Source organism: Marinovum sp. (assembly GCF_048263515.1).
Taxonomy (GTDB): Bacteria; Pseudomonadota; Alphaproteobacteria; order Rhodobacterales; family Rhodobacteraceae; genus Marinovum.
Genome location: NZ_JBLXEC010000019.1, coordinates 1 through 19,736, shown reverse-complemented (window position 1 = coordinate 19,736; position 19,736 = coordinate 1). Strand labels below are relative to the sequence as shown.

The 19,736-nt window shown below is 62.2% G+C and carries 13 protein-coding genes and 2 pseudogenes; 9 read left to right on the top strand and 6 right to left on the bottom strand.

The genetic code is table 11. The annotated features are described in order from the left end of the window. The first annotated feature begins 903 nt into the window (after window positions 1–903). The 3 genes from ACN0SE_RS15960 to xrtE all read left to right on the top strand — a co-directional run bounded on the left by ACN0SE_RS15960 (window position 904) and on the right by xrtE (window position 5,881). A complete protein-coding gene (locus ACN0SE_RS15960; RefSeq protein ID WP_417525529.1) occupies window positions 904–3,852 on the top strand; it encodes an SdrD B-like domain-containing protein in 2,949 nt (982 codons plus the stop codon). Window positions 3,853–3,982: 130 nt separating this feature from the next. Further along, the gene (locus ACN0SE_RS15955) at window positions 3,983–4,159 is read left to right on the top strand and encodes a VPEID-CTERM sorting domain-containing protein (protein WP_417525528.1); all 177 of its coding nucleotides are present in this window, start codon (window positions 3,983–3,985) and stop codon (window positions 4,157–4,159) included. Between the two features lie 180 nt (window positions 4,160–4,339). Next, complete coding sequence (gene xrtE, locus ACN0SE_RS15950) at window positions 4,340–5,881, top strand: exosortase E/protease, VPEID-CTERM system (protein ID WP_417525572.1); 1,542 nt, start codon at window positions 4,340–4,342, stop codon at window positions 5,879–5,881. A 52-nt stretch (window positions 5,882–5,933) separates the two neighbouring features. Here the strand turns inward: xrtE and ACN0SE_RS15945 are convergent, their stop codons facing one another. Beyond that, window positions 5,934–7,040, bottom strand: coding sequence for an EpsG family protein (locus tag ACN0SE_RS15945; protein ID WP_417525527.1), 1,107 nt, complete (start codon window positions 7,038–7,040; stop codon window positions 5,934–5,936). Between the two features lie 574 nt (window positions 7,041–7,614). Here ACN0SE_RS15945 and ACN0SE_RS15940 point away from each other — a divergent pair. From ACN0SE_RS15940 to ACN0SE_RS15930, 3 genes are read left to right on the top strand one after another with little or no spacing between them, the layout of a single operon-like run. Further along, on the top strand, window positions 7,615–8,496 hold the full coding sequence (locus tag ACN0SE_RS15940; RefSeq protein WP_417525526.1) for an ExeA family protein: 882 nt from the start codon (window positions 7,615–7,617) through the stop codon (window positions 8,494–8,496). Then, window positions 8,493–10,043: a GumC family protein gene (locus ACN0SE_RS15935; RefSeq protein WP_417525525.1), complete on the top strand. Its 1,551-nt coding sequence runs from the start codon at window positions 8,493–8,495 to the stop codon at window positions 10,041–10,043. Before ACN0SE_RS15940 ends, ACN0SE_RS15935 begins: the two co-directional genes overlap by 4 nt. 26 nt (window positions 10,044–10,069) lie before the next feature. Further along, complete coding sequence (locus ACN0SE_RS15930; RefSeq protein ID WP_417525524.1) at window positions 10,070–10,897, top strand: tyrosine-protein kinase family protein; 828 nt, start codon at window positions 10,070–10,072, stop codon at window positions 10,895–10,897. A 291-nt stretch (window positions 10,898–11,188) separates the two neighbouring features. Here the strand turns inward: ACN0SE_RS15930 and ACN0SE_RS15925 are convergent, their stop codons facing one another. Together ACN0SE_RS15925 and ACN0SE_RS15920 are read right to left on the bottom strand one after the other, a co-directional pair. Continuing rightward, entirely contained in the window at window positions 11,189–13,834 is a 2,646-nt protein-coding gene (locus ACN0SE_RS15925) for an aminotransferase class III-fold pyridoxal phosphate-dependent enzyme (RefSeq protein ID WP_417525523.1), read from the bottom strand. 605 nt (window positions 13,835–14,439) lie between these two features. After that, on the bottom strand, window positions 14,440–15,219 hold the full coding sequence (locus ACN0SE_RS15920) for a hypothetical protein (RefSeq protein ID WP_417525522.1): 780 nt from the start codon (window positions 15,217–15,219) through the stop codon (window positions 14,440–14,442). Window positions 15,220–15,496: 277 nt separating this feature from the next. On the opposite strand from ACN0SE_RS15920, the gene ACN0SE_RS15915 reads away from it, so the two are divergent. Next, entirely contained in the window at window positions 15,497–16,120 is a 624-nt protein-coding gene (locus tag ACN0SE_RS15915; RefSeq protein ID WP_417525521.1) for a rhomboid family intramembrane serine protease, read from the top strand. Between the two features lie 237 nt (window positions 16,121–16,357). After that, the gene (locus ACN0SE_RS15910) at window positions 16,358–16,930 is read left to right on the top strand and encodes an ElyC/SanA/YdcF family protein (RefSeq protein ID WP_417525520.1); all 573 of its coding nucleotides are present in this window, start codon (window positions 16,358–16,360) and stop codon (window positions 16,928–16,930) included. Between the two features lie 28 nt (window positions 16,931–16,958). On the opposite strand, the gene ACN0SE_RS15905 is transcribed toward ACN0SE_RS15910, so the two are convergent. From ACN0SE_RS15905 to ACN0SE_RS15895, 3 genes and pseudogenes are all read right to left on the bottom strand, one after another. Further along, a complete protein-coding gene (locus ACN0SE_RS15905) occupies window positions 16,959–18,524 on the bottom strand; it encodes a hypothetical protein (RefSeq protein ID WP_417525519.1) in 1,566 nt (521 codons plus the stop codon). A gap of 35 nt (window positions 18,525–18,559) precedes the next feature. Next, the gene (locus tag ACN0SE_RS15900) at window positions 18,560–18,919 is read right to left on the bottom strand and encodes a hypothetical protein (protein WP_417525518.1); all 360 of its coding nucleotides are present in this window, start codon (window positions 18,917–18,919) and stop codon (window positions 18,560–18,562) included. A 268-nt stretch (window positions 18,920–19,187) separates the two neighbouring features. Beyond that, window positions 19,188–19,421, bottom strand: a pseudogene (locus ACN0SE_RS15895) (integrase core domain-containing protein); the annotation flags it as partial. Between the two features lie 62 nt (window positions 19,422–19,483). On the opposite strand from ACN0SE_RS15895, the pseudogene ACN0SE_RS15890 reads away from it, so the two are divergent. Continuing rightward, a pseudogene (locus tag ACN0SE_RS15890) lies at window positions 19,484–19,736 on the top strand (hypothetical protein); the annotation flags it as partial.

Below are 19,736 nucleotides of genomic sequence, written 5' to 3'. Positions count from 1 at the left end.
TCAGGGCTTGATGTCTGTCGCCCCTGCCGGTCATGCCGGTGCCTGTGGCGTTCCCGGCACGCACAGGCATCGCCGAGGGCGTGAGGGACCCCGCCCATCCCGGCTTTCTAGGGGGCTCTCAGGAATTCGCTGGGGTGTTGCCACAAAACGGTCCCGCGCTGCCCTGCGCTCCCGGCAAAAGACTGCACAACCGTAGGGGCATGGCCGTCGGGGACGCCTGGCAGAGGCGGCAGGTCGGACAAATGGACATCCAGGGGACAGGGCGGCGAAGTTCCATAATCGATCCAACCACTCAAGACAGGCGGCACTCAGGCCAACTCCAAACGTGACGTCCGAAACCAATTGGAATGGAACACGTTTTGGTTGTTTGGACCTGAGTCTATATGCAGTGGCAGAAACCAATGTCTTAATAAATCCTTGACGCAGCAGCCTGCGTTGCGAGACAATCGGCGTGGTAAGAGGAATTTTTCTTACTGAAATTGAGTTTGATCGCCGCAAGTCAATGTGGAACGGGGAAATTCTGCTTGGGCCTTAAAGGTCGAGCGCAACTGATGTATAGTATTTTATTTGAATTGCTGCGGGCCTGCCAGCCTGTGGACTCTCCATCTTCCCTGACCGCATGACCGGCACACCGGTTTAGGAAACGTGCCTTGGTGTTTTCTTTGCCGCGGCATGCTGCGCCGTTCGGGGAGGACAGTGAATGAATTTGCATAATGCGAAGAAGCCTCCGGCACTCGACAGAGCGGCCGTCGAGTCCGGGTCCGACAGGGCCGGAATGGCATCAAAGGCGCGCCTTCGCGGAGGGGCGGTGCGCCTTCGTCCGGACCGGACAGAATTCTGAACGCCAGTTTTTTTTAATGATTTTGCCCGGCCTGAAACCGGCTTGCAGAGAGAAATGACACCATGACCAGCTCCTATGTGAAGTATGACTGCCTCAAGGTGACCGAGAACACCACCGCCGTCATCGATCTCGACTGCGGTAGCGGGACGCCGACCGATGTCGGGCTGAATGCCTGCGACATCCGCGATGACAACGGCTACAACAAGCCGTCGGAACTGACCATCATTTATAACCCGGACGCATCGGGCCAGAACAGCCAGGGCGACAAGGCCAAGCTTCAGGGCAGCAATGACGACGACGACACTGCCTATATCGTGATCCGCGCCAAGGATGACAGCGGGGAGCTCTATTTTCAGGGCGCCGTCACCAAGGGGGATGCCATTACCTTCGGACCCGGCGTGGGCGACACGCTGGAAAGCAATACCTACATGGCGGTCTACGAGGACGAAGCCGCCTTCAACGGCGGCAGCGGCCCCTTGCAGACCATCGGGTTGCACACCTCCTGTTCGGCGCCGATCATCATCGGTGAAAGCGTTGGGTCCGTGGTGATTTCGGGCTTCGGTTTCGACGCGGGCGGCACGCTCGACAGCTATGGCGGCAATGACGGCCCCGGCGATGACGGCGTCACCTATTCCATCGTGGGCGGCGCGGATGCCAACCTGTTCGAGGTCGACCCCGCGACCGGCGAGGTCAGCTTCAAGGACGCCCCCGATTACGAGAACCCGCAGGACGCGGGCGGCGACAACACTTACGAGGTGGTGGTCCGGGCCACCCGGGACGACGGCAGCTTCGAGGACAAGCCGCTCGAGGTCTGTGTCGAGGATGACCTTGACGACGTCTGCATCGACGAGAACACCAAGCCCGTCCTGAACCTCGACCTGACGGTCGTCTGTCCGAAGGAGGCTCCGAACCCGGACCTCGGCGTGGACATCTGCGCGCTGACGGAAAAGGAAAACAATACCTTCGGCGAGGATACCGAAAAACCGGGCGCCTACCTGCTCAAGCTTGGCGACCTGAGCGGTGGTCTGGTGACCTCCGACACCACCGGCAAGGTGGAGGACAAGGTCGAGGTCGGCGCGCTGATGGGGACTGACGACGGCGACGGCACGTATTTCATCTTGGTGTCGCGTGACGGTGACCCCTCCAAGACGGACAAGCTGTTCTTCTCGGATGACGTCCAGCAGGGGGAAAGCTTCGTCGCGAGCGAAGACGCCTTCAACCAGGATTTCGGGTCGGAAACCTTCGTGCATATCTTCAGTTCCGAAAACGGCTCGCTGCTGCAGACGATCAATTTCCACACGTCCTGCTCCTCGCCGCTGATTATCGGCGATGAATACGGGTCCGTGTCCCTGCAGGGCGCATCGCTGGAGGGCAAGGACAGCGAGACGATCTACGAGGTGGGCGGCACCGAAATGACCGAGGAAGTCCTCGGGGAAGGTGACATCGTCTATTCGATCGTAGGTGGGGCCGATGCGGCCTTCTTCACCATCGACCCCGATACCGGAGAGCTGAGCTTCATCAACGCCCCAGATTTCGAGAATCCGCAGGACGCGGGCGGCGACAATGTCTATGACGTGGTGGTACGGGCCACCGCGAAATCGGATGCCTCGTGCTTCACCGAGAAACCGCTTGAAATCTGTGTCGAGGACGTGCCTGAGCTAGGCTCGCTCTCGGGGCGCTACTTCTGCGACACCAACGACAACGACGTCGACGACGGCCAGGCCACCGATCCCGGCATCGCGGGCGTGCTGGTCACGCTGCTTGATGCCGCCGGCAACCCCGTGCTCGACGGCGGCAGCCCGGTGACCACCGCCACCGGCCCGCAGGGCACCTACAGCTTCACCGGTCTGGCGGCAGGCACCTATGGGGTGCGCTTCACCGATCCCGGCGGGGTTCTCGCCGGCAAGCAGCTGGTGGCGCCGAACGATCCGGACGGCAATGGCGACGACAGCAACGACAGCGATGCGATCGGCGATACCGTGCAGTCCGAGATCCTCGGCATCTCGGTGGCGGCCGGCCAGGACACGCCCGACAATGACGCCGGCGCTGAGGAGGCCAACAATAACCCCGAGGTGACCCCGGACGCCGGCAAGGGCTGCGCCAACGAGGACATCACGGTCGATTTTTCCGACAATTACAGCGATCCGGATGGCGATCCGCTCACCATCACCATGGTCAACGGAGAGGCGATCATCCCCGGCGGGCCGAAGATCTTCATTGATGGCGTGGAGGTCACGCTGACCGCCGCCGGTGAGTTCATCTTCAACGGTGAGACGGCCTATGTTGCGCTGGATATCGGCGAAGAGGCGACCAAGGCCTTCGAGGTGAAGGTCGAAGACGATCAGGGCGGGTTCGCCAGTGCCGACATCAATGTCACCTTCTGCGGGGCCGCGGAAACGCTTCTGGACATCTGCGAGAGCCTTCCTGACAGCCTCAGCTTCCAGGTCATTGACGAAAACAACCCCGCGCCGCTCTCGGAAGAGGCTTTCACGCTGAAGATCAGCGGCAGTGGTGACGCACGGTTCGACGGTCTCGTGATTGCCGAAGCCTATTGCATCTCGGCCTACGAAGACCTGCTTGCAGGGCTGGGCGGTACGAATATCGATGACGCGCCCTTGCTGGCAGGAGACATCTTCTGCGAAGGAAATGTCCCGGCCGGCGCCTTGCCGGGCACCGGGCTGAACGGAGAGGCGGCGATCGACAACCTCGACCTGATCAGCTGGATTCTCAATCAGGACTTCGCCAGCCAAGGATACACGGACGGTGAAATTCAGGGCGCGATCTGGGGATTGACGGATGGGATCATCTTTGTCTCGAACGGGGCGGGCGACCAGGCCGACGCGCAGGAAATCTACGATCTGGCCGTGAACCCGGCCAACGAAGGCTTCGAAGCCGGGCCCGGCGAAATTGTTACGCTGGTGATCACGCCGGACAGCGACACCGAAGCGCTTGGTCACAGACAACCGTTCATTGTTGGCCTCGGGTTTGATGAACTGGACTGCCTATGCTGAGGTGTATCATGATGACAGCGGCCCCACACGGGGTCGTTAAGGCTTTGCGGGGCAACCCGCAATACTGCGCCGGACTACATCCGATGATCAGATGAGATCGGCATCTATCCTTAGAAATCGGAGGGAATTGATGAAGACATTACTGAGTACCATTGCATTGTCTTTTGCCGGAGCGACCTCGGTGCTGGCGCAGGGCAAGCCGCCGGCTCCGGTACCGGAGATCAGCGCATTGGAAGGCACCGCGGCGATCGCGGCGGTGCTCGCCATCGTGTTGCTCGCCTGGGAACGCCGCCGGCGCGCCACGTAACGGCACCGCGTGAAACCCGGACAGGCCCGCATCTCCGGATGCAGGCCTGTCCAGCTGTGCGCGCCATCCGGGCATCCCCTATCCGAAAGGCTTCCGAGACCCGACGTGTCCCATATTGCAGCCCCCCCCTCCACAGCGCCATTGCCCCGCGCTCGCATCCTCGGAGTCACGTTGCTGCTGGTGGCCGAATTCGGCGCCCTCGGGGCGGTGTTCAAACACGCCATCCCCTTCGATTGTCTGTACAACTGGCCGCTTGCCATCTGCGAAGGTGCCGACGCCTTTCTGGTTTCCGTCTACGGGGCGCTGGGAGCGATGGCGCTCTTTGTCATGTTGGTCCCTAGCGCGCTCAGGCAGCTTGCCGAAGCCAAGGACACGCGCCGCAAGCCGCTTCTGCTGCACATCGCGGGCATAACGCTGGCGCTGTTTCCGGTTCTGGTGCTGCGCGAAGGCACCGGCACGACCTGGATGATTGCAAGCCTCGGCACCTGGGTCCTGGCCGTGGGGCTGATATTGTGGGGCGCGCTCTGGATCCTCGCCCCGTGGCACAGCTGGCGCGTGTTCCTCAGCAGGCATGGGCTGGCCTTGGGGAGCTGCCTGGCGGCCGGTGCGGCGATGCCGGTCCTGGCATTGCGCAGTCAGGATCTCTGGACGCTGGACTGGCTGGCGGACCGGACCTTCGAGGCCGTGGCAGGGCTGCTCGCGGCGGCGGGCTATGCCGTCGAGGCATGGCCTGACGACAGGGTCATCGGCGCGGAGGACTTCTTTGTTCAGGTCAATCAGCCCTGTTCCGGGATCGAGGGCACGGCCCTGGTGACGCTGTTCGTCACGCTGTACCTCGTGCTCTTTCGTCAGCAATTGCGATTTCCGCTGGCCCTGATCCTCTATCCGTTGGGGCTGGCCGCCTCTGCCGCCTTCAACGTGCTGCGGATTGCCGTCCTGGTCGCGATCGGCATCGAGGGGCATCCGGAACTCGCGACAGGCGGGTTTCATTCGCACGCCGGATGGCTGGCTTTCACACTGGTGGCGCTGATCATCGTGGCCCTGGCCGAAACCGTGCCGCAGCTGAAACGCACCGGAGCCGAGGCTCACGTGGCCGGATCAAGGCCCGGTCTGCCCCCGTTCTGGCAGGACCCGGCCGTCGGCAGCATCCTGCCCTTCGCGGTCTTCATGCTGAGTGCGGTCTTTGCCTCGACCTTCTCGCAGACGCCGGGCGTGCTCTACCCGCTTCGGATGCTGCTGGTCGGAGCGGTGCTGACGCTGTTCTGGCCGCTTTACCGGTCTCTCGTCTGGCGGATCACGCTTCTGCCGGTGATGGCCGGGGGCGCGGTGGGGCTGCTTTGGATTCTCATTCCGGTCCCCGGCCTCACGAGCCCCCCCTACGGCGCGCTTGCCGGGCCGCTGCTTGTGCTGTGGTTCGTGATACGCGGTGTCGGGACTGTTCTTCTGGTGCCAATGGTGGAGGAGCTGTTTTTCCGCGATTACCTGGAAAGCCGCCTACGGATCGGCCGCGGGTGGCTTTGGACGGGTTTTGCCGCTCTGGTCACGGCCAGTCTCTTCGCAGCACTGCATGATCGCTGGGCGGAGGCTTTCGTGGCCGGTCTGGTCTTCTCGGCACTCGCCCGGCACAGGAACCGGATCACCGATGCCATCCTCGCCCATGCCGTGGCCAACGCGGTGGTCTACGCGGCGGCGGTCGCGAACGGCAACCTGGCGATCATCTGATCGATACGGGGGCGGGGACGTCCCTGCCGAGGGCAGAGGGCGCGGCTTCAGCCTATCGCCTCATGTAATAGGCTTCTTCGATATCCAGCGGAGGAAACATGCGATACGGTTGCCACCAATGCGAGAAATTCGCGTAATTCAACCAGACAAACAAAACCAGAGTATAGAAGAATAATATCGATAGAACGACGGCTTGCTTCTGGCTTTTATAGCGACCGAAACAATCTGGCAGATTCGAGAATACGAATACCTGCAACGGAATGAGATAGAGCGCAATTCGATCAAGCGCTGTAGACGGGAGCACACCTCCCACAAGCAGGGAAAAAGAGACGATGGCCAGAAATGCCATGGTCATGTAGATTCTTCGTTGTCCCGGTGAAACGGAAAATCGTTTCCTGAACAGCACCAGAAGCGTGGCCGGCACCACATTCATCAGCAATCGAATGAATGCCCCGTCCGAATGCATCTCGGCTTCGATATATTGTGCGACGAACTGATCCGTTTTGCCCTCGATCAATGCGACATACATCAGGGCCACCACGATCAAGAGAAGGGGGATATTCTTGTAGTTTCGGAAGTTTATCGTGAGCAGGGGAATGCTGATGAGCACGACGGCAGAGCGATGGAAGGTGGCCGCAAGGAAAACCCAAAACGCAAACCAGAGGAAACGCTGCCGCCCAAGCGCAATAAGGCCAATCAAGGCAAACCCGAGGGCGACCCCCTGACGCGAATACCCCATCGAGACGACAATGGTCATATAGGGGATGGAAACCGCGAGCGCCAACCACGGCCGCGGCATCGATCTTGCATAGAGCACCAATCCGAAAGCGAACACAAATCCGCAGAACAGGTTCACGCCCAGAATGCCCAGTCCCAGGTCAAGACTGATGATGTTCAGGATGTTATAGGCGGGATCAGGACGAAAGATTGCCTCTGCATAGGTCATCGTTTCGGCGTGAAACAGGTGCCTGACATAGGCGAACCAGTCTCCGCCGACGCGATCCCGAAGTCCGATCATCAGGGCGAGAAGGATCAGGACCAGGGCCCAGGGCCCGTCGATCTTCGCGGGGCGTGTTCCGTCGGCGCGGAGGTTTTGCACGGGTTGCGAACACGCGGCGGCCACAGCGGGTATCAGGAAAAGTATCCAATAGGGCCACATTGACGACGTCCTTGATCCGTTTCGGTCGGTTTGACCGGGTTCCGCGCAGTCACGATGAGTCCTTCACGATCCGATGTCCAGAATGCGCCGGTCGAAATCTGGCTTTGCTGTCGCCGGGCTGGCTACGGGACCCTCCGATCTCGACCTGACTGTGAGAGTTTCCGCCCTGGCCCGGGGCGGCAGCGGCAGACCGGGTGATCCGCAGGGCCGGGGCTTTTCCGAGGGCGTGCGGCTCAGTGTGACCATGGCCTCCGGTATCCATGTAACTGGCCGCGCCCGGTCACGTCCGGGGCGCGGCCGGGCAAACTCCTGCGGGCCGATACCGCAGCCGGGGCCCTGACGTACGGTGGCGCGGAGGCACGCCCTCCGACGTGGCGGACCCGCTCCCTGCAGGATGAGAACTGCGGCGAAGCCGGCCCTCCGGCGGGGGGCGCTCGCGGGTAAGGGGTTGATATCCCATATAATCAGACTGTTTCCGACATTCGTACACAGCTCGCTTTCAATAACATTTGGATAGATGTAGAGTCGAGACAGTCGAGATTTGACAATCTTTTTTTCGAGTCATGAGCAGAGCATGTGTACTGCCCTTTACAACGCCCATTTCGGATTTCGGGAGCGACCATTTTCGCTGTCGCCCGATCCTGATTTCCTGTTCTGGTCCAAGGCGCATACCCGCGCGCGCGCGGTACTGGAATATGGGCTGGTGACCCGGGCGCCGCTGACGGTGATCTCGGGAGAGGTGGGCACAGGCAAGACCACGCTTATTCAAGAGCTGCTGCGCTCGATCACGGATGACGTGACCATCGGGCTGATCTCGAACGCCCGGGGTGACCGCGGCGATCTGCTACGCTGGCTTCTCGGAGCGTTCGACCTGGCCGCCCCCGAGGGGCTGGATTATGTGACACTTTTCCAGCGCTTCCAGGAATTCGTCCTGTCCGAATATGCCGAAAGCCGGCATGTCGCGCTGATCGTGGACGAAGCTCAGAACTTGGGGGCCGACACGCTGGAAGAGCTGCGCATGCTCACCAACATCAATTCCGGCAAGGACGAGTTGTTGCAGATCATTCTGGTCGGCCAACCCGAATTGCGCGACCTGATCCGCCAGCCCGAAATGCGCCAGTTTGCCCAGCGGGTGACGGCAGCCTATCATCTGGAGCCGATGGATCTCGATACGACGCACCGCTACATCACGCATCGACTGCAGCATGCCGGCGGCACCGGTCAGGAATTCACCATCGAGGCGGTCGGCCACATCCATGACGAGGCACAGGGCATCCCGCGGGTGATCAACAAGCTGTGCGATCTCGCACTTGTCTACGCATCGAGTGGCGAGGAGAAAAGTGTAGACGTGGCCACGATCCGGGAGCTGGTCGATGACGGGCTGATCCTGAAGCCCTTTGACGAGCCTCTCCTGCTGACCAATCGGCTCAGGAGCGTCGGAAAGGCTGCGGAATGAATTTCGATCTCGGCTTTTACTGGACGTTGTTCCTGCGCCGGCTTCCGGTGATGACGTTGTTTGTTCTGCTCATTTCCGGTCTCGGTCTCGCCGCCGCGTTCAAACTGCCCGAAACCTACGCGACCTCTGCCCGGCTCCTGTTCGAAGCGCCGCAGATCCCCACCGATATGGTCAGCTCGACAGTCCAGACCGGCGCGGCGGAGCAGCTCGACATCATCCAGCAGCGCCTGCTGACCCGTGCCAATCTGATCGACATCGCCCACCGCTTCAATGTCTTCAAGGACATCCGCGAGATGGAGCCCGACAGGGTCTTCACCGCGATGAGGTCCGCCACGTCCATCAGACGTCAGGGCGGCGGCGGGCGGAACAGCGGTGGCGCCACGCTGTTGATCATCAGCTTCGAGGGCCGCTCGCCGCAGATTGTCGCGAATGTCGTCAATGAACTCGTCACCCTGGTGTTGCAGGAAAACTCGCGGTTCCGAGTCGGGCGCGCTGAAAAGACCCTGGAGTTCTTCGAACAGGAGGTCGCCCGCCTGGATGATGAGCTGACCCGGAGAAGCGTCGAGATCTCCCGTTTCAAATCCGAAAATGCCAGGGCTCTGCCGCAAGACCAGGGGTACCGGCTGGGACGTCAGAACATCCTGCAGGAACGCCTCGACAGTCTCAGGAGGGACCTTCTTGTCGCAAAACAGCGCCGCGAGGCCCTGGAGAATGAAGGTGAAGCGCCAAGCCGACCGGCGGTTGCGGCACGCAGCGCCTACGAAGACCAGCTGCTCGCCGGCCGAGCGGAGTTGGACAGGCTGAGGCAGACCTACAGCGAAAGCAATCCGCGGGTCATCCGGTTGAAGGATCGGATGGACCGTCTGGAGGCCATCGTCGCCGCGGGCAATTCCGGCACCGTTCCGGCGGGAAGCGAAGACGACAGTCGGAGACTGGCGGCCTTGGAAGCGGCGCAGGTCGAGGCCGACAGCGCAATCACCGCGCTTCAGGCGCAGATCGACGCCACTACATCCGAACTGGAAGAGCTTTCCAAGAACATTGCCGCCAGCGCGCCCAATGACTTGAAACTCGCCGAGCTGGAGCGGGACTACCAGATCGTCCAGACCCGCTACAACTCGGCGGTTTCCAATCTGAATTCGGCCCGCATGGGAGAGCGGATCGAAGCCACGGCCCAGGGCCAGAGGATCAATGTGATCGAGAACGCCAGCGTGCCGCAGATCCCAAGCGGGCCCGATCGCGTTCTGATCGCCGCTATAAGCATTGTCGGCGGCCTCGGCGTGGCTGTGGCGTATTTTGTCCTGCTGGAAGTCCTGAACCGGTCGATCCGCCGGCCGGCCGAGCTTTCTGAGCGGTTTCAGGTCATGCCGATCGCCACGATTCCCTACATGGAAAGCCGTTCGAGAAAGATCGTTCGCCGCAGTGCCCGGGTTGCTGCGACCCTTGCCGTGCTGGTCGGCGTGCCCGCAGCGCTGTGGTATGTGGACACCAACTACCTTCCCTTGGAAGTGATTGTGCAAAAAGGCATGGGCAAGCTCGGGCTTGGCTGAAGCAGATTGAGGACATCGAAAACCGAATGGAAAAACTGCAAGCCGCACTCGACAAGGCGCGTTCGATCCGAAACGCCCAGATCGTCACCCGAGAACCCGAGCCCGCCGCACCTGAGGCCTCAAAACCCCGGCAAAGGGTCTCTCCTGAACTCGCGGCCCGCTGGAACGCGATAGCGCCCTTCGAGGTGCATGACAAATACCTCACGCGGCACCGCATCGTGACAAAGTCGGCCCGCAAAGCCGCCACCCCATTTGACATTCTGCGCACCAAGGCGCTGTTGCAGATGCGCCAGAACGGCTGGAAGCGGCTGGCGATCACCTCTCCCATGCCGCGATCCGGCAAGACCACCCTGGCATGCAACCTAGCCCTCGGCCTCGGCCGCCAGCGCGACCTGCGGTCGATCCTGTTCGACCTCGATCTGCGCGATCCCTCCCTGTGTGATTTCTTCGAAACCAAGCCGCCTCACGGCATTGATGCGATGCTGTCCGGGCAGGTCTCCTTCGAGGAGCAGGCGGTGCGCTATGGGGACAATGTCGTCGTGTCCATGGCCGAACAGGCGGAGGCCGATCCGACGCGGATTCTTCTGGCCGAGGAAACCGCCGAGAAGTTGAATGCGATCCAAGCGGCCTATGAGCCTGATCTGATGGTGTTCGACTTGCCCTCGGTGCTGGTGAACGATGACACGCGGGCCTTTCTCAAGAATGCCGACTGCGCCCTGATCATCATCCGGGCCGACACCACCACCTACAACCAGTTCGAGACCTGTCAGCGTGAAGTGGCGGAGCATACGAATGTGCTCGGCGTGGTCCTGAACGCCTATCGACACGACAAGCGAGCCCTCGAGACTGCGTAAATGACCTTGGGGCAAGGTCCAGAAAGCGCCTCTGTGGCGGCTCATGACCCCAGGCAGAGCTGGCGTGGTTTCAGGTGACGGGTGTCTAGCCAGGCCGGAGCGTCAAGTCGTTCCGTCTGCGCGCTCAGCGAGGATCGGTGGTGCAGTGACGTTCGCAAGGGGAAAGGGCGCCGTGCGTCCCGCTGTCGGCATACCATCGGGGGGCCCGCGGGTCCTGTCTCCTAGACATGACACGCCCCGCAGGAGGCGTTCACGCCTCGAGCGGGGAGAGCATGTTCCGAACGCCAGCGATTATTCCGCCGCCCAGATAGCCTTCGCCTCGGGGAATTCAGCGGTTGCCTGACGTTGCATCAGCGCTTCAGCCACGCGCTGGAAATCGGCATCGGTCAGCATCTCGCCGTACCATTGCGGCTCTGCCGGTTCGAAACCATGGCGGCGGGCCATTTCGGAGATGCGATCGGCACCCTCCAGGCTCAGATCACGGCCGAGGCTGTAATCGTCGGTCTCGCCCTCGAGCGCCAGGAGCATCGTCTCGCCGAGACAACCCCAGCACAGATCGTCCGGGAGGTTCTGGAACGGCCCGAGGTTGACCTCGAAGGGGGGGCGCACCAGGCCGCCGTCAAAGACCAGCACACCGTTTTCAGAGAGATCCGCCTGCGCCACATTCGGCGGCCGCGCCACATCGCAGACGACCGTTCCCGGGCGCAGCTGTGTCGGGTCCAGGAAGGTCACCTCGGCACTGGTCGCCACCAGCACCAGATCTGCGGTCTCGAGCGCGCCGGCCAGGTCGGTGGTTCCAGTGAGAGGAACCGAGCGGCCGCTTTCGACGCAAGCGCGGGCGAACTCCTGGGTAGCCCCTTTGATCATGTCCGGTCCTTGCGGGGGAAGCAGGCCCCGCACGCAGGCGCTCAATGCGCCAACTCTCGGTGTGGGCTGCTCGTTGGACAGCGTGCAGACCACCTCATCAGTGACCCGGTCAAGGAACTGCTGCGCCTGCCGGTTTCCGGCATTGCCCACAAGGGTCAGCTTGCCGGCCTTGCGGGCAAGCATCAGACTGGCCAACCGCCCGATCGCGCCGGTGGCCCCGACAACAACCACATGTGCCCCTGCGGGATCGATCCCCACACGCCGGGCGGCGCGCTCCAGCGCGGTCACGCCGGACACAGTGGTCAGAGTATTGCCGCTGGTGACCGGAACCCCGCGACCGGCAACAGCCGCACCGCCATTGGTGGCGATCGAGGTGAAGGCTCCGAGCCCGAGACGGCTGGCGCCGAATTCGGCGGCCATACCGGCAGAGGCCTGGATCATGGTCCGGGCTTGCTTGCGGCCCTTGCCCATCATGTCCGTGGGCAGCAGCGGCACCGACATGATCATGCCTTCGGCCTTGGCCCCGGTGCGCGAGGCGCCTCCCGCCACCGGCCATGCAAAGCCCGGCCCCACACGTTTGACCCACTCCATCCAGGTGGCGCGTTCCTCGGCGGTGAAATTGGCGAAGGAAGGATCGGAGCGCAGGAGATCCTCTTCCTGCGTGTAATGGATCAGGAAACAGAAGCGCCCCGGCGCCGCATCACCGACGCCCCGCGCCGGCCCCTGCTGGGGCATGGCGGGTGGTGTTTCGGCGAGTTGCCTGCGCCGCTTCGGCGAAACCAGGTGCTGCATGAGCGCATGGTAATCGCCGCGGTCCAGCACCGCGCAGACGGCCTCCAGGGCCGTGATGCAGCGGTCGATTTCTGCCTGTCCCGCGATCAGCGGCGGCTGCAGGCGCATCACCGTGGCGTCGTTGAACACCGGCGCGGTCAGAACCCCTTGAACATTGAGAAGATAGGAGCTCAGGAGCCCGATGAAGCCGCCGTTCAGCCCGCAGAAGGCCATGGAGGCGGAATCGGCCCGCTCGTAAGGTTTGCGGAATTCCAGCCCGCGCATAAAGCCCTGACCGCGCACGCCGCTCACCACCTCGGGGAAACGCTGCTGAAGCGCTTCCAGCTGCTCCTGGAAATACTGCCCGTTGCGCGCCACCTTCTTCACCATGGCACGATCATCCTGCAGCAGCATGTCGAGCGTGGCGTTGGCAACGGCGCAGGCAAGGTTGTTGTTTGCAAAGGTCGAGCTGTGCAGGAACCCGAAGCGGTCGTCCCAGACCTCGCTGCGCACGACAACCGCCGAGATCGGCATCATGCCGCCTCCCAGCGCCTTGCCGAGCAGCAGCATGTCCGGCGCCACCGCGCATTCCTCACAGGCGAAAAGCCGGCCGGTGCGGCCCAACCCGGTCTGGATCTCATCGATGATGCTCAACACGCCATATTTGCGGCAAAGCGCGATGATCCCGTCGAGATACCCCTCGTCAGCAGGACAGATCACACCGCCTTCGCCCTGGATCGGCTCGACGATAAAGGCCGCGATGCTCTCATGGTCTGCAGCGAGCCTGGCTTCCAGCGCCTCGAGATCACCGAAGGCGATATAATCGAAGTCGCGAGCGGGGCCGCCAAAATCTTTTTGATACATGGGCTTGCCAGTCGCCGACAAAGCGCCCATTGTCTTTCCGTGAAACCCGTTGTGGGTCGAGAGGATGAGGTCGCGACCGCTGCGGGCCCGGGCGAGCTTGATCGAGGATTCAACCGCCTCGGCGCCGGAGTTCGCCAGCGAGACCACGCTCAGGTCATGCGGGGCGAGGCTGGCCAGCCTGTCGGCCAGTCGCTCTGCCTCGAGAGCGCGCAATGGCTGGACCATCGCGGGGCGCATCAGGCTCTGCTGATCGTGCAGCGCATTCCAGATTTGCGAGGGATTGTGGCCAAAAGGCAGTGCACCGTACTGTGACAGGAAGTCCAGGTACTCGCGTCCGGCGGTATCGTGCAGCGTGCATCCGTAGCCGTGGGCGAGTTCCAGATCCAGCCCGAAGGTTTCCAGGAGGCGCGCACGCGTAGGGTTCAGTCCGTTCATCATGCTCTCCATATGCCCGTGCCCCTTAGAGGGTCTTGGGACCGTTTTTTTTGCCCGTTATAAAGTCGTTATTCCAACCTTCACGAAAAGTTGGGCGACAATTGGGCGGAAAACAGAAAACTTGATCTAAACCAGAAACAGAGAGACCCGACGTCTCACACGTTCAGCGGGCGTGACGTCGAAGCTCCGGGCCAAGATGCGGGAGCGCTAACCCTGCCCGCAAGGAACCGGAATACACAGCATGTTGTGTGGACTTGATGAGCTGCCCCATTATCTTTGCCTGTCTTGGTTGTTACCCCAACTTGATTCCTCAATAGCGTCGCATCGGGAATCGAACAAGACACCCTCCTAGGGTCCGGCAAGAACTCGCGCAAGAGGGCGATGTCGGGGGCGTGTTTTGATGATTTTTTCGATTCATCGGCCAGAATCGCCGGTTGATCGATCTCGAGGGCGACGGGGGATGGGGCGCAGGAGGCAAGCCGACCCCGGCCGTCGTGCAGGCTGCCTTCTCCCTCAAACGCGAAACATCCGCGACGAGCTTTGCTCATCGCGGATGTTGATCTGTTCAGCTGCGAACCCGCAGGTTCTGCGCTCGGAGCGCCGGCTCAGGCCTTGCGGCGCCGGCGACGGGAAGCCGCGGAAACACCGAACAAGCCGCCCAGACCGCCGAGCAGCAGGAAGGCCGAGGCGGGCAGCGGGATGACCGAAATCGTACCAAGCGCCCCGTCAAACTCAGGCGTTTTCGATTCAACCGAGAACGCAAGCGCGCCGATCGACGTCCAGTCAAAACCGACGGGGGTAGTAAACTGGCTCAGGCCGAGTTTGTTATCGATGGAAATCTGCGGACCGGGATTTGCCAACTCTTCGTCGTAGGTTGCCAAGTTTCCGAAGGTATCCCAAGCATAGGCCCAGAATTGAACAATCCCTCCCGCATCGAAGCTCAGGATGTCAAACTTGAAGCTAGTGGTCCCGACGGACCCCTTCACGAGGTTCACGCCTCCCAAACCACCGGTGTTGACCCCGATCTGATTGGTGGGGCTGTCGGCGAAATTGAACATCTGATTCACGCGGCCCGCTGGCCCGCCATCATAGATCAACACGGCCTGGCCGGTCGCGCCGGTATCGTTGTTGAAGTTGACCTGCCCGTCTCCGTTGGCGGAGATACCCGTTCCCAAATCCTGGGTGCCATCAGTAGACACCCACATGAACCGGTTTCCGCCCAGAATTCCGGCGTCGGCCACGTCAACGAACGCGGGATTGCCTTGCAAATCTGCAATCCGCGTACCGGCCGCAGAGAAGTCATCCACAATTATCGGTACCGCCATCGCTGCCGGAGCCAAAAAAGCAGTCAGCGCAGCAAAAGCTAAAGTTGCCTTTATATTCATGATAATTTTCCTCACAACTGTTGCGCCAACGAGACTACCCATCGGGGCGATTCTACAAATACATTGTTATATCTATATGGCCTCGACCCCTATTCTGTCAATAAAACCGGAGGGTCGGGCCCGGGGCGGCAGCGCGCCCCAAGACGCGGTTTGGCCGGAAACGCGGCAGAGAGGAACCTTAGGGTTGCAGCTTCTGCCGATTGCCATGACAAGGCTTCCTGACGGGCCGGACCGCGCGGCGCCTCGGTGTCCGGCCCCCCGACAGACGCAGGAAGCCATGCTGAGGCCGAAAAATCTGTTTCTTTACGGCCTGATCACTGTCTGCTGCGTGATCGAAGCCGGGCTGATCCTGAGCGATCTCGGCCTCTTCGGCGCCGGGCGCTTGCGACAGCTGGCCTATCACTATGGCGCCTTCTGGCCAGGATTGCTGGACAACTGGAAGCCGAACTATGCTGCGCAACCTTTTGTGATGTTTTTTTCCTATGCCGTCCTGCACAGCGGGTGGGTTCACCTCTTGGTGAACATGATCAGCCTTTGGTCGCTGGGCCGCGCGGTTGCCGCACGGGTCGGCCAGAGCCGATTCGCGCTGCTCTTCATCGGGACGAGCCTGTGCGGGGCTGCGGCTTTTGCTCTGCTCGCCCCCGGCCTGCGCCCGATGGTGGGCGCCTCGGGATCGCTGTTCGGCCTGCTGGGCGCACTTCTGGCCTGGCACTACGTGGACCGCGAGACCGATCGGGAAGGCTTGGGCGACGTGGCCCGGGTGGTCGGGCTGCTGATCGGGCTGAACCTCGTGATGTGGTGGGCCATGGGCGGTCAGCTTGCCTGGGAAACCCACCTGGGCGGATTCCTGGGCGGCTGGATCGGCGCGTTGCTGATCGATCTCCGCCCGCGCAAGGACTGAGCGGCGCGGCGCCGCGCGGATTGCGAAAAGGCGACGCTGCGGGGCACTGGAAACCCCGGCGGCAATCTGCGATGGTCCATTCGCTGGCAGGGCCTGACAGTGCGGAACGGGCGCAGCGGGCAGCGTATTTCGAGGAAACCTGACAAGACCGTCTCAAGCGGGTCGTAGCTATTGCGAATTATCTCTCACATTGTCACTTTCGTGTCCCGTGTGCTGGCGCTGATAGGGAGTGCGGCCGTGCTTCTGGCTTTTCTTCTGTTCGATTTCATGACCCGTTCGGCTCCGCCGCAGGGCAACGGGGCCCTGCCGCCCACCGCGATCGTCTTCACCGGCGATTTCGATCGCATCCGGACCGGCCTCGATCTCTTGGCCTCCGAGGAGGTGGAGCGGCTGTTCATCACCGGGGTGAACGGCGATGCCGGGCTGAACATCCCCCGCTTCCGCAACCAGTTCGAGCTGAGCTCATACCAGACCGACTGGCTCGCCACCGGGCAGATCATCCTCGCGCCGGATGCGCATACGACGCTCGAGAACGCCCGCGAGGCCGCCTGCTGGCTGGAAACCCAGCCGGATGTGGATGCCGTCACCCTCATCACCTCGCGGCAACATATGGCCCGCGCCTCGGTGGCGCTGCAGCACGGGATCGGCCGGGTTTCGGTGGTGCGGGTGATCTCGAACCCAGAGGAGCCCTATGACAGGCTCAACCTCGATCTGAACGAATTCAGCCAGTTCGTTGCCACATGGGCGATCACGCTCCTGCCGGATGATCTCTGGCCCGGCAATGAACCCGCGCTCTGCTGGGGCCGGTAGGCGAAGGGCCCGTTGCAGAACCCGGCCTTCACTGTCCGACGTGACGAAGGGTCGGGATCCGCGCGTTGGTGGTGTCGATGTCATAGAGTGTCGCCGCCGCATCCGCCTCATAGGCAACGAACTTTGTGCCGTCGCCTTCCGTGTCCTGCCGGTCCCACCCCGATATCACACCGCTCTTGTGATAGTGCGCCGTATCCGTCCAAGCGGCCGACCAGTAAAGCAGCGGGTCGAAATACGCGCCGCGCCCCTCGGCATCATAGTCGATCGACAGCAGCCGTTTCTCGCCGCCCGTCCAGGTGGCGTACTGGCGGATCTGATGTTCGGGGAAGTCGACAGAGATGAAGGAGGGTGCGCTGTCATGGACGCCATTGTTTGCGAAAACCCCGATATCCACACGTGACATCAGGCGCTCTGTCGGAGCTTTCCTGCCGGGCGCGCTCTCGGTCCAGGGGTCGTGCCAGGCGATGTGGATCCTGGCGCTGCGGCCTCCGGGCCCCTGCGGCTCGATCCGGACGCGCTCCGGATCGCCGCGTAGCAGGCGCCACTCGAACCTCAGCGACCGATCATTGGGCGCGATCGTGTCTTCGGCAGACACCAGCAGGCTGCGTTCCCAGGCGAAGCTGCGCCACAAGCGCCCGATCGCGGCAGGCGTGTCGAGCAGGCGTTCATCCAGCCCGGCCAGCCCCGCGGAGCCCGAGAAATCCTCTTCGACGACCCGCAAACGTACCATTGGCGGGACATCGTCGGGACGCAGGTCGGCGGCCTGCGCGACCATCTGGCCGGCGCGCAATTGCCCGGCTCCAAAGACCACGGGGTGCGCGCGCCCGGTCAGGTAATCCTCACGGGTCGAGACCGGCGCCAGGTTGCGGCGCAGGATCATCTGCAGGGTCGGTGCCACCAAGCCGTTTTCGCGCAGGAAGGTAAAAGTCTCACGCGGCAGGGCCGCGAGGGTCAGCGCGAGCGCATGCAGGAATGGCTGGTCCGAGCCCGAAGACCCCTGGCTTGCAATCATGTAGGGCCAATTGACCGGGAAACGGTCCGTGGCATCATGATCGCGGTGCTCCGGATAGACGTAGATGTGATTGTTGGCATAGAGCAAGGGGCTGACCGCGCGCCAGAAGGGGCTGGTCATCGCCAGGCGAGGCAGGCTGCGCGGGGCCGCGCCGCGCTCCATGGCGGCAGAGGAGTTCCCCAGCACCACGGCCGGCAGGAAAATACGGCCCGCGAGGCCGAAATCGAGACCATTTGCGGCAAGATCGGTGCCGTACTTGAGATGCGTGAGCCGTGGATAGAGCTCCGGGTCCAGCCTCGAATGGCCGCGGTCCCGATTGTCATAGACAATATCGGCAAAGCCGTTGACCTCCCGTTGGGCGTTGTAGAGTCGCAGAAGCCGCACCCCGTCCCGGGTGTTGCGGGCGCCCAGGAGGGGGAGGGCGGCGTCCGGCTCCGGCAGCTCAAGCCCGGTGGCGGCCCAGACTCCGGATTGCACCGGGACCATGTCCTGCCCGGTCAAATAGAGGTCGCCGGCCCGAACCGGCGCGCTCAACAGTATCAGGGCAAACAAAGCCCGCAGGGCATGGCGTGGAATATGCATGGAAGGAACTTGGCAAAACCCGCCGGCCTTGTCCATCAGCCGCGCGCGGATTGCGAGGGCTGGCGCCGAACCCCGCGGTGCCGCAACGGCTGCACCGGGACGCCGAACAAGCGACATCGCCATGAAGGCCGATAGAAGGGCAATTCGGGACGAGAGGCGATACAGAAAGGCCCAGCGGGGAAGAAGCCTCTTTGGTCAGACTGCGCCGGGTCAGCCTGTGCAAGGTCTGGCGCGCGCGATTGCGCAGGCTGGTCGACAGCGTGCCCCCCTGCGGCGGGATCGATGATGGTGTCAAACGCGTCAAGCGGACAGATCGCCTCAAGACGCTGCAGGCAGACTCCGGCAGCTGAGGCGCTGATGTCGAAAACGGGGTGGGCGGTGAGGGTCTTGGTCATGGTGTATCTCCAGTTCTGATGGTCAGGACATGGCCGTCCGCCAGAATGAAGAAAGGTGAGTCTGAATCGTTCTGTTCTAATCTAAAAAAACGCTTCCCGCTTATCCACCAGAGAACGTAGTCAATAGAGCAAGGCGCTGACTTAGCTTATCTTTTTCGCCATCTCGCCGCATTCTGCGCGATTCTTCAGGTTTCTTCTTCGCCGAACACCCGCCGTGCCAACATTGCTCGGTTGGCGAAATGAGTGTGACCTGCTCCCCGCTGGTTCCTCATTCATAACGAGAGTCGCAGGTTGGATTTGGGTATTCCGGTTCCCCGTCTGGTGCAAACGCGCCGGGCGCGGAGCCCTCAAATTGCTCGAGCGCTCGGCGCGCTTGCTGCGGTGTCTGGTTGCCGAGCGACGAGTGTGGCCTGACCGTGTTGTAGTCGTAGCGCCACAAGGCCAGCTTGCGCCGTGCATCGTCCAGGGTGTCGAATATTTCCTCGTTCAAGAGCTCGGTCTTAGGTAGCAAATGCACCAAAATCCCATCTGGCTGCGCGCAGGGTTCTCGGTTGGAATGGGTGCATGACGCAGCCATTGATCATCCACACCCTGACCGAGAAGCGGGCCGAGATTCTGGGCCAGATCAAGGCCTACGAAGCGCAGATCGCCAGTGCCAAGCACGATCTGGCCCATGTGAACGCTACCATCGAGCTGTTTACCGCGCCGGAGCGGCAGCGCGCGCGTTTCATCGTGAGCCACGGTTTCTTCAGGAAGGGCGAGATCGCCGACATCTGCGTCCGTCACCTTGGAGTGGTTCTCGAACTGACCACCCGAG

Coding starts and splice junctions, on each gene's coding strand:
- ACN0SE_RS15960 (WP_417525529.1), top strand. CDS start 904: ATGACCAGCTCCTATGTGAAGTATGACTGCCTCAAGGTGACCGAGAAC.
- ACN0SE_RS15955 (WP_417525528.1), top strand. CDS start 3,983: ATGAAGACATTACTGAGTACCATTGCATTGTCTTTTGCCGGAGCGACC.
- ACN0SE_RS15945 (WP_417525527.1), bottom strand. CDS start 7,040: ATGTGGCCCTATTGGATACTTTTCCTGATACCCGCTGTGGCCGCCGCG.
- ACN0SE_RS15940 (WP_417525526.1), top strand. CDS start 7,615: ATGTGTACTGCCCTTTACAACGCCCATTTCGGATTTCGGGAGCGACCA.
- ACN0SE_RS15935 (WP_417525525.1), top strand. CDS start 8,493: ATGAATTTCGATCTCGGCTTTTACTGGACGTTGTTCCTGCGCCGGCTT.
- ACN0SE_RS15930 (WP_417525524.1), top strand. CDS start 10,070: ATGGAAAAACTGCAAGCCGCACTCGACAAGGCGCGTTCGATCCGAAAC.
- ACN0SE_RS15925 (WP_417525523.1), bottom strand. CDS start 13,834: ATGAACGGACTGAACCCTACGCGTGCGCGCCTCCTGGAAACCTTCGGG.
- ACN0SE_RS15920 (WP_417525522.1), bottom strand. CDS start 15,219: ATGAATATAAAGGCAACTTTAGCTTTTGCTGCGCTGACTGCTTTTTTG.
- ACN0SE_RS15915 (WP_417525521.1), top strand. CDS start 15,497: ATGCTGAGGCCGAAAAATCTGTTTCTTTACGGCCTGATCACTGTCTGC.
- ACN0SE_RS15905 (WP_417525519.1), bottom strand. CDS start 18,524: ATGCATATTCCACGCCATGCCCTGCGGGCTTTGTTTGCCCTGATACTG.
- ACN0SE_RS15900 (WP_417525518.1), bottom strand. CDS start 18,919: ATGACCAAGACCCTCACCGCCCACCCCGTTTTCGACATCAGCGCCTCA.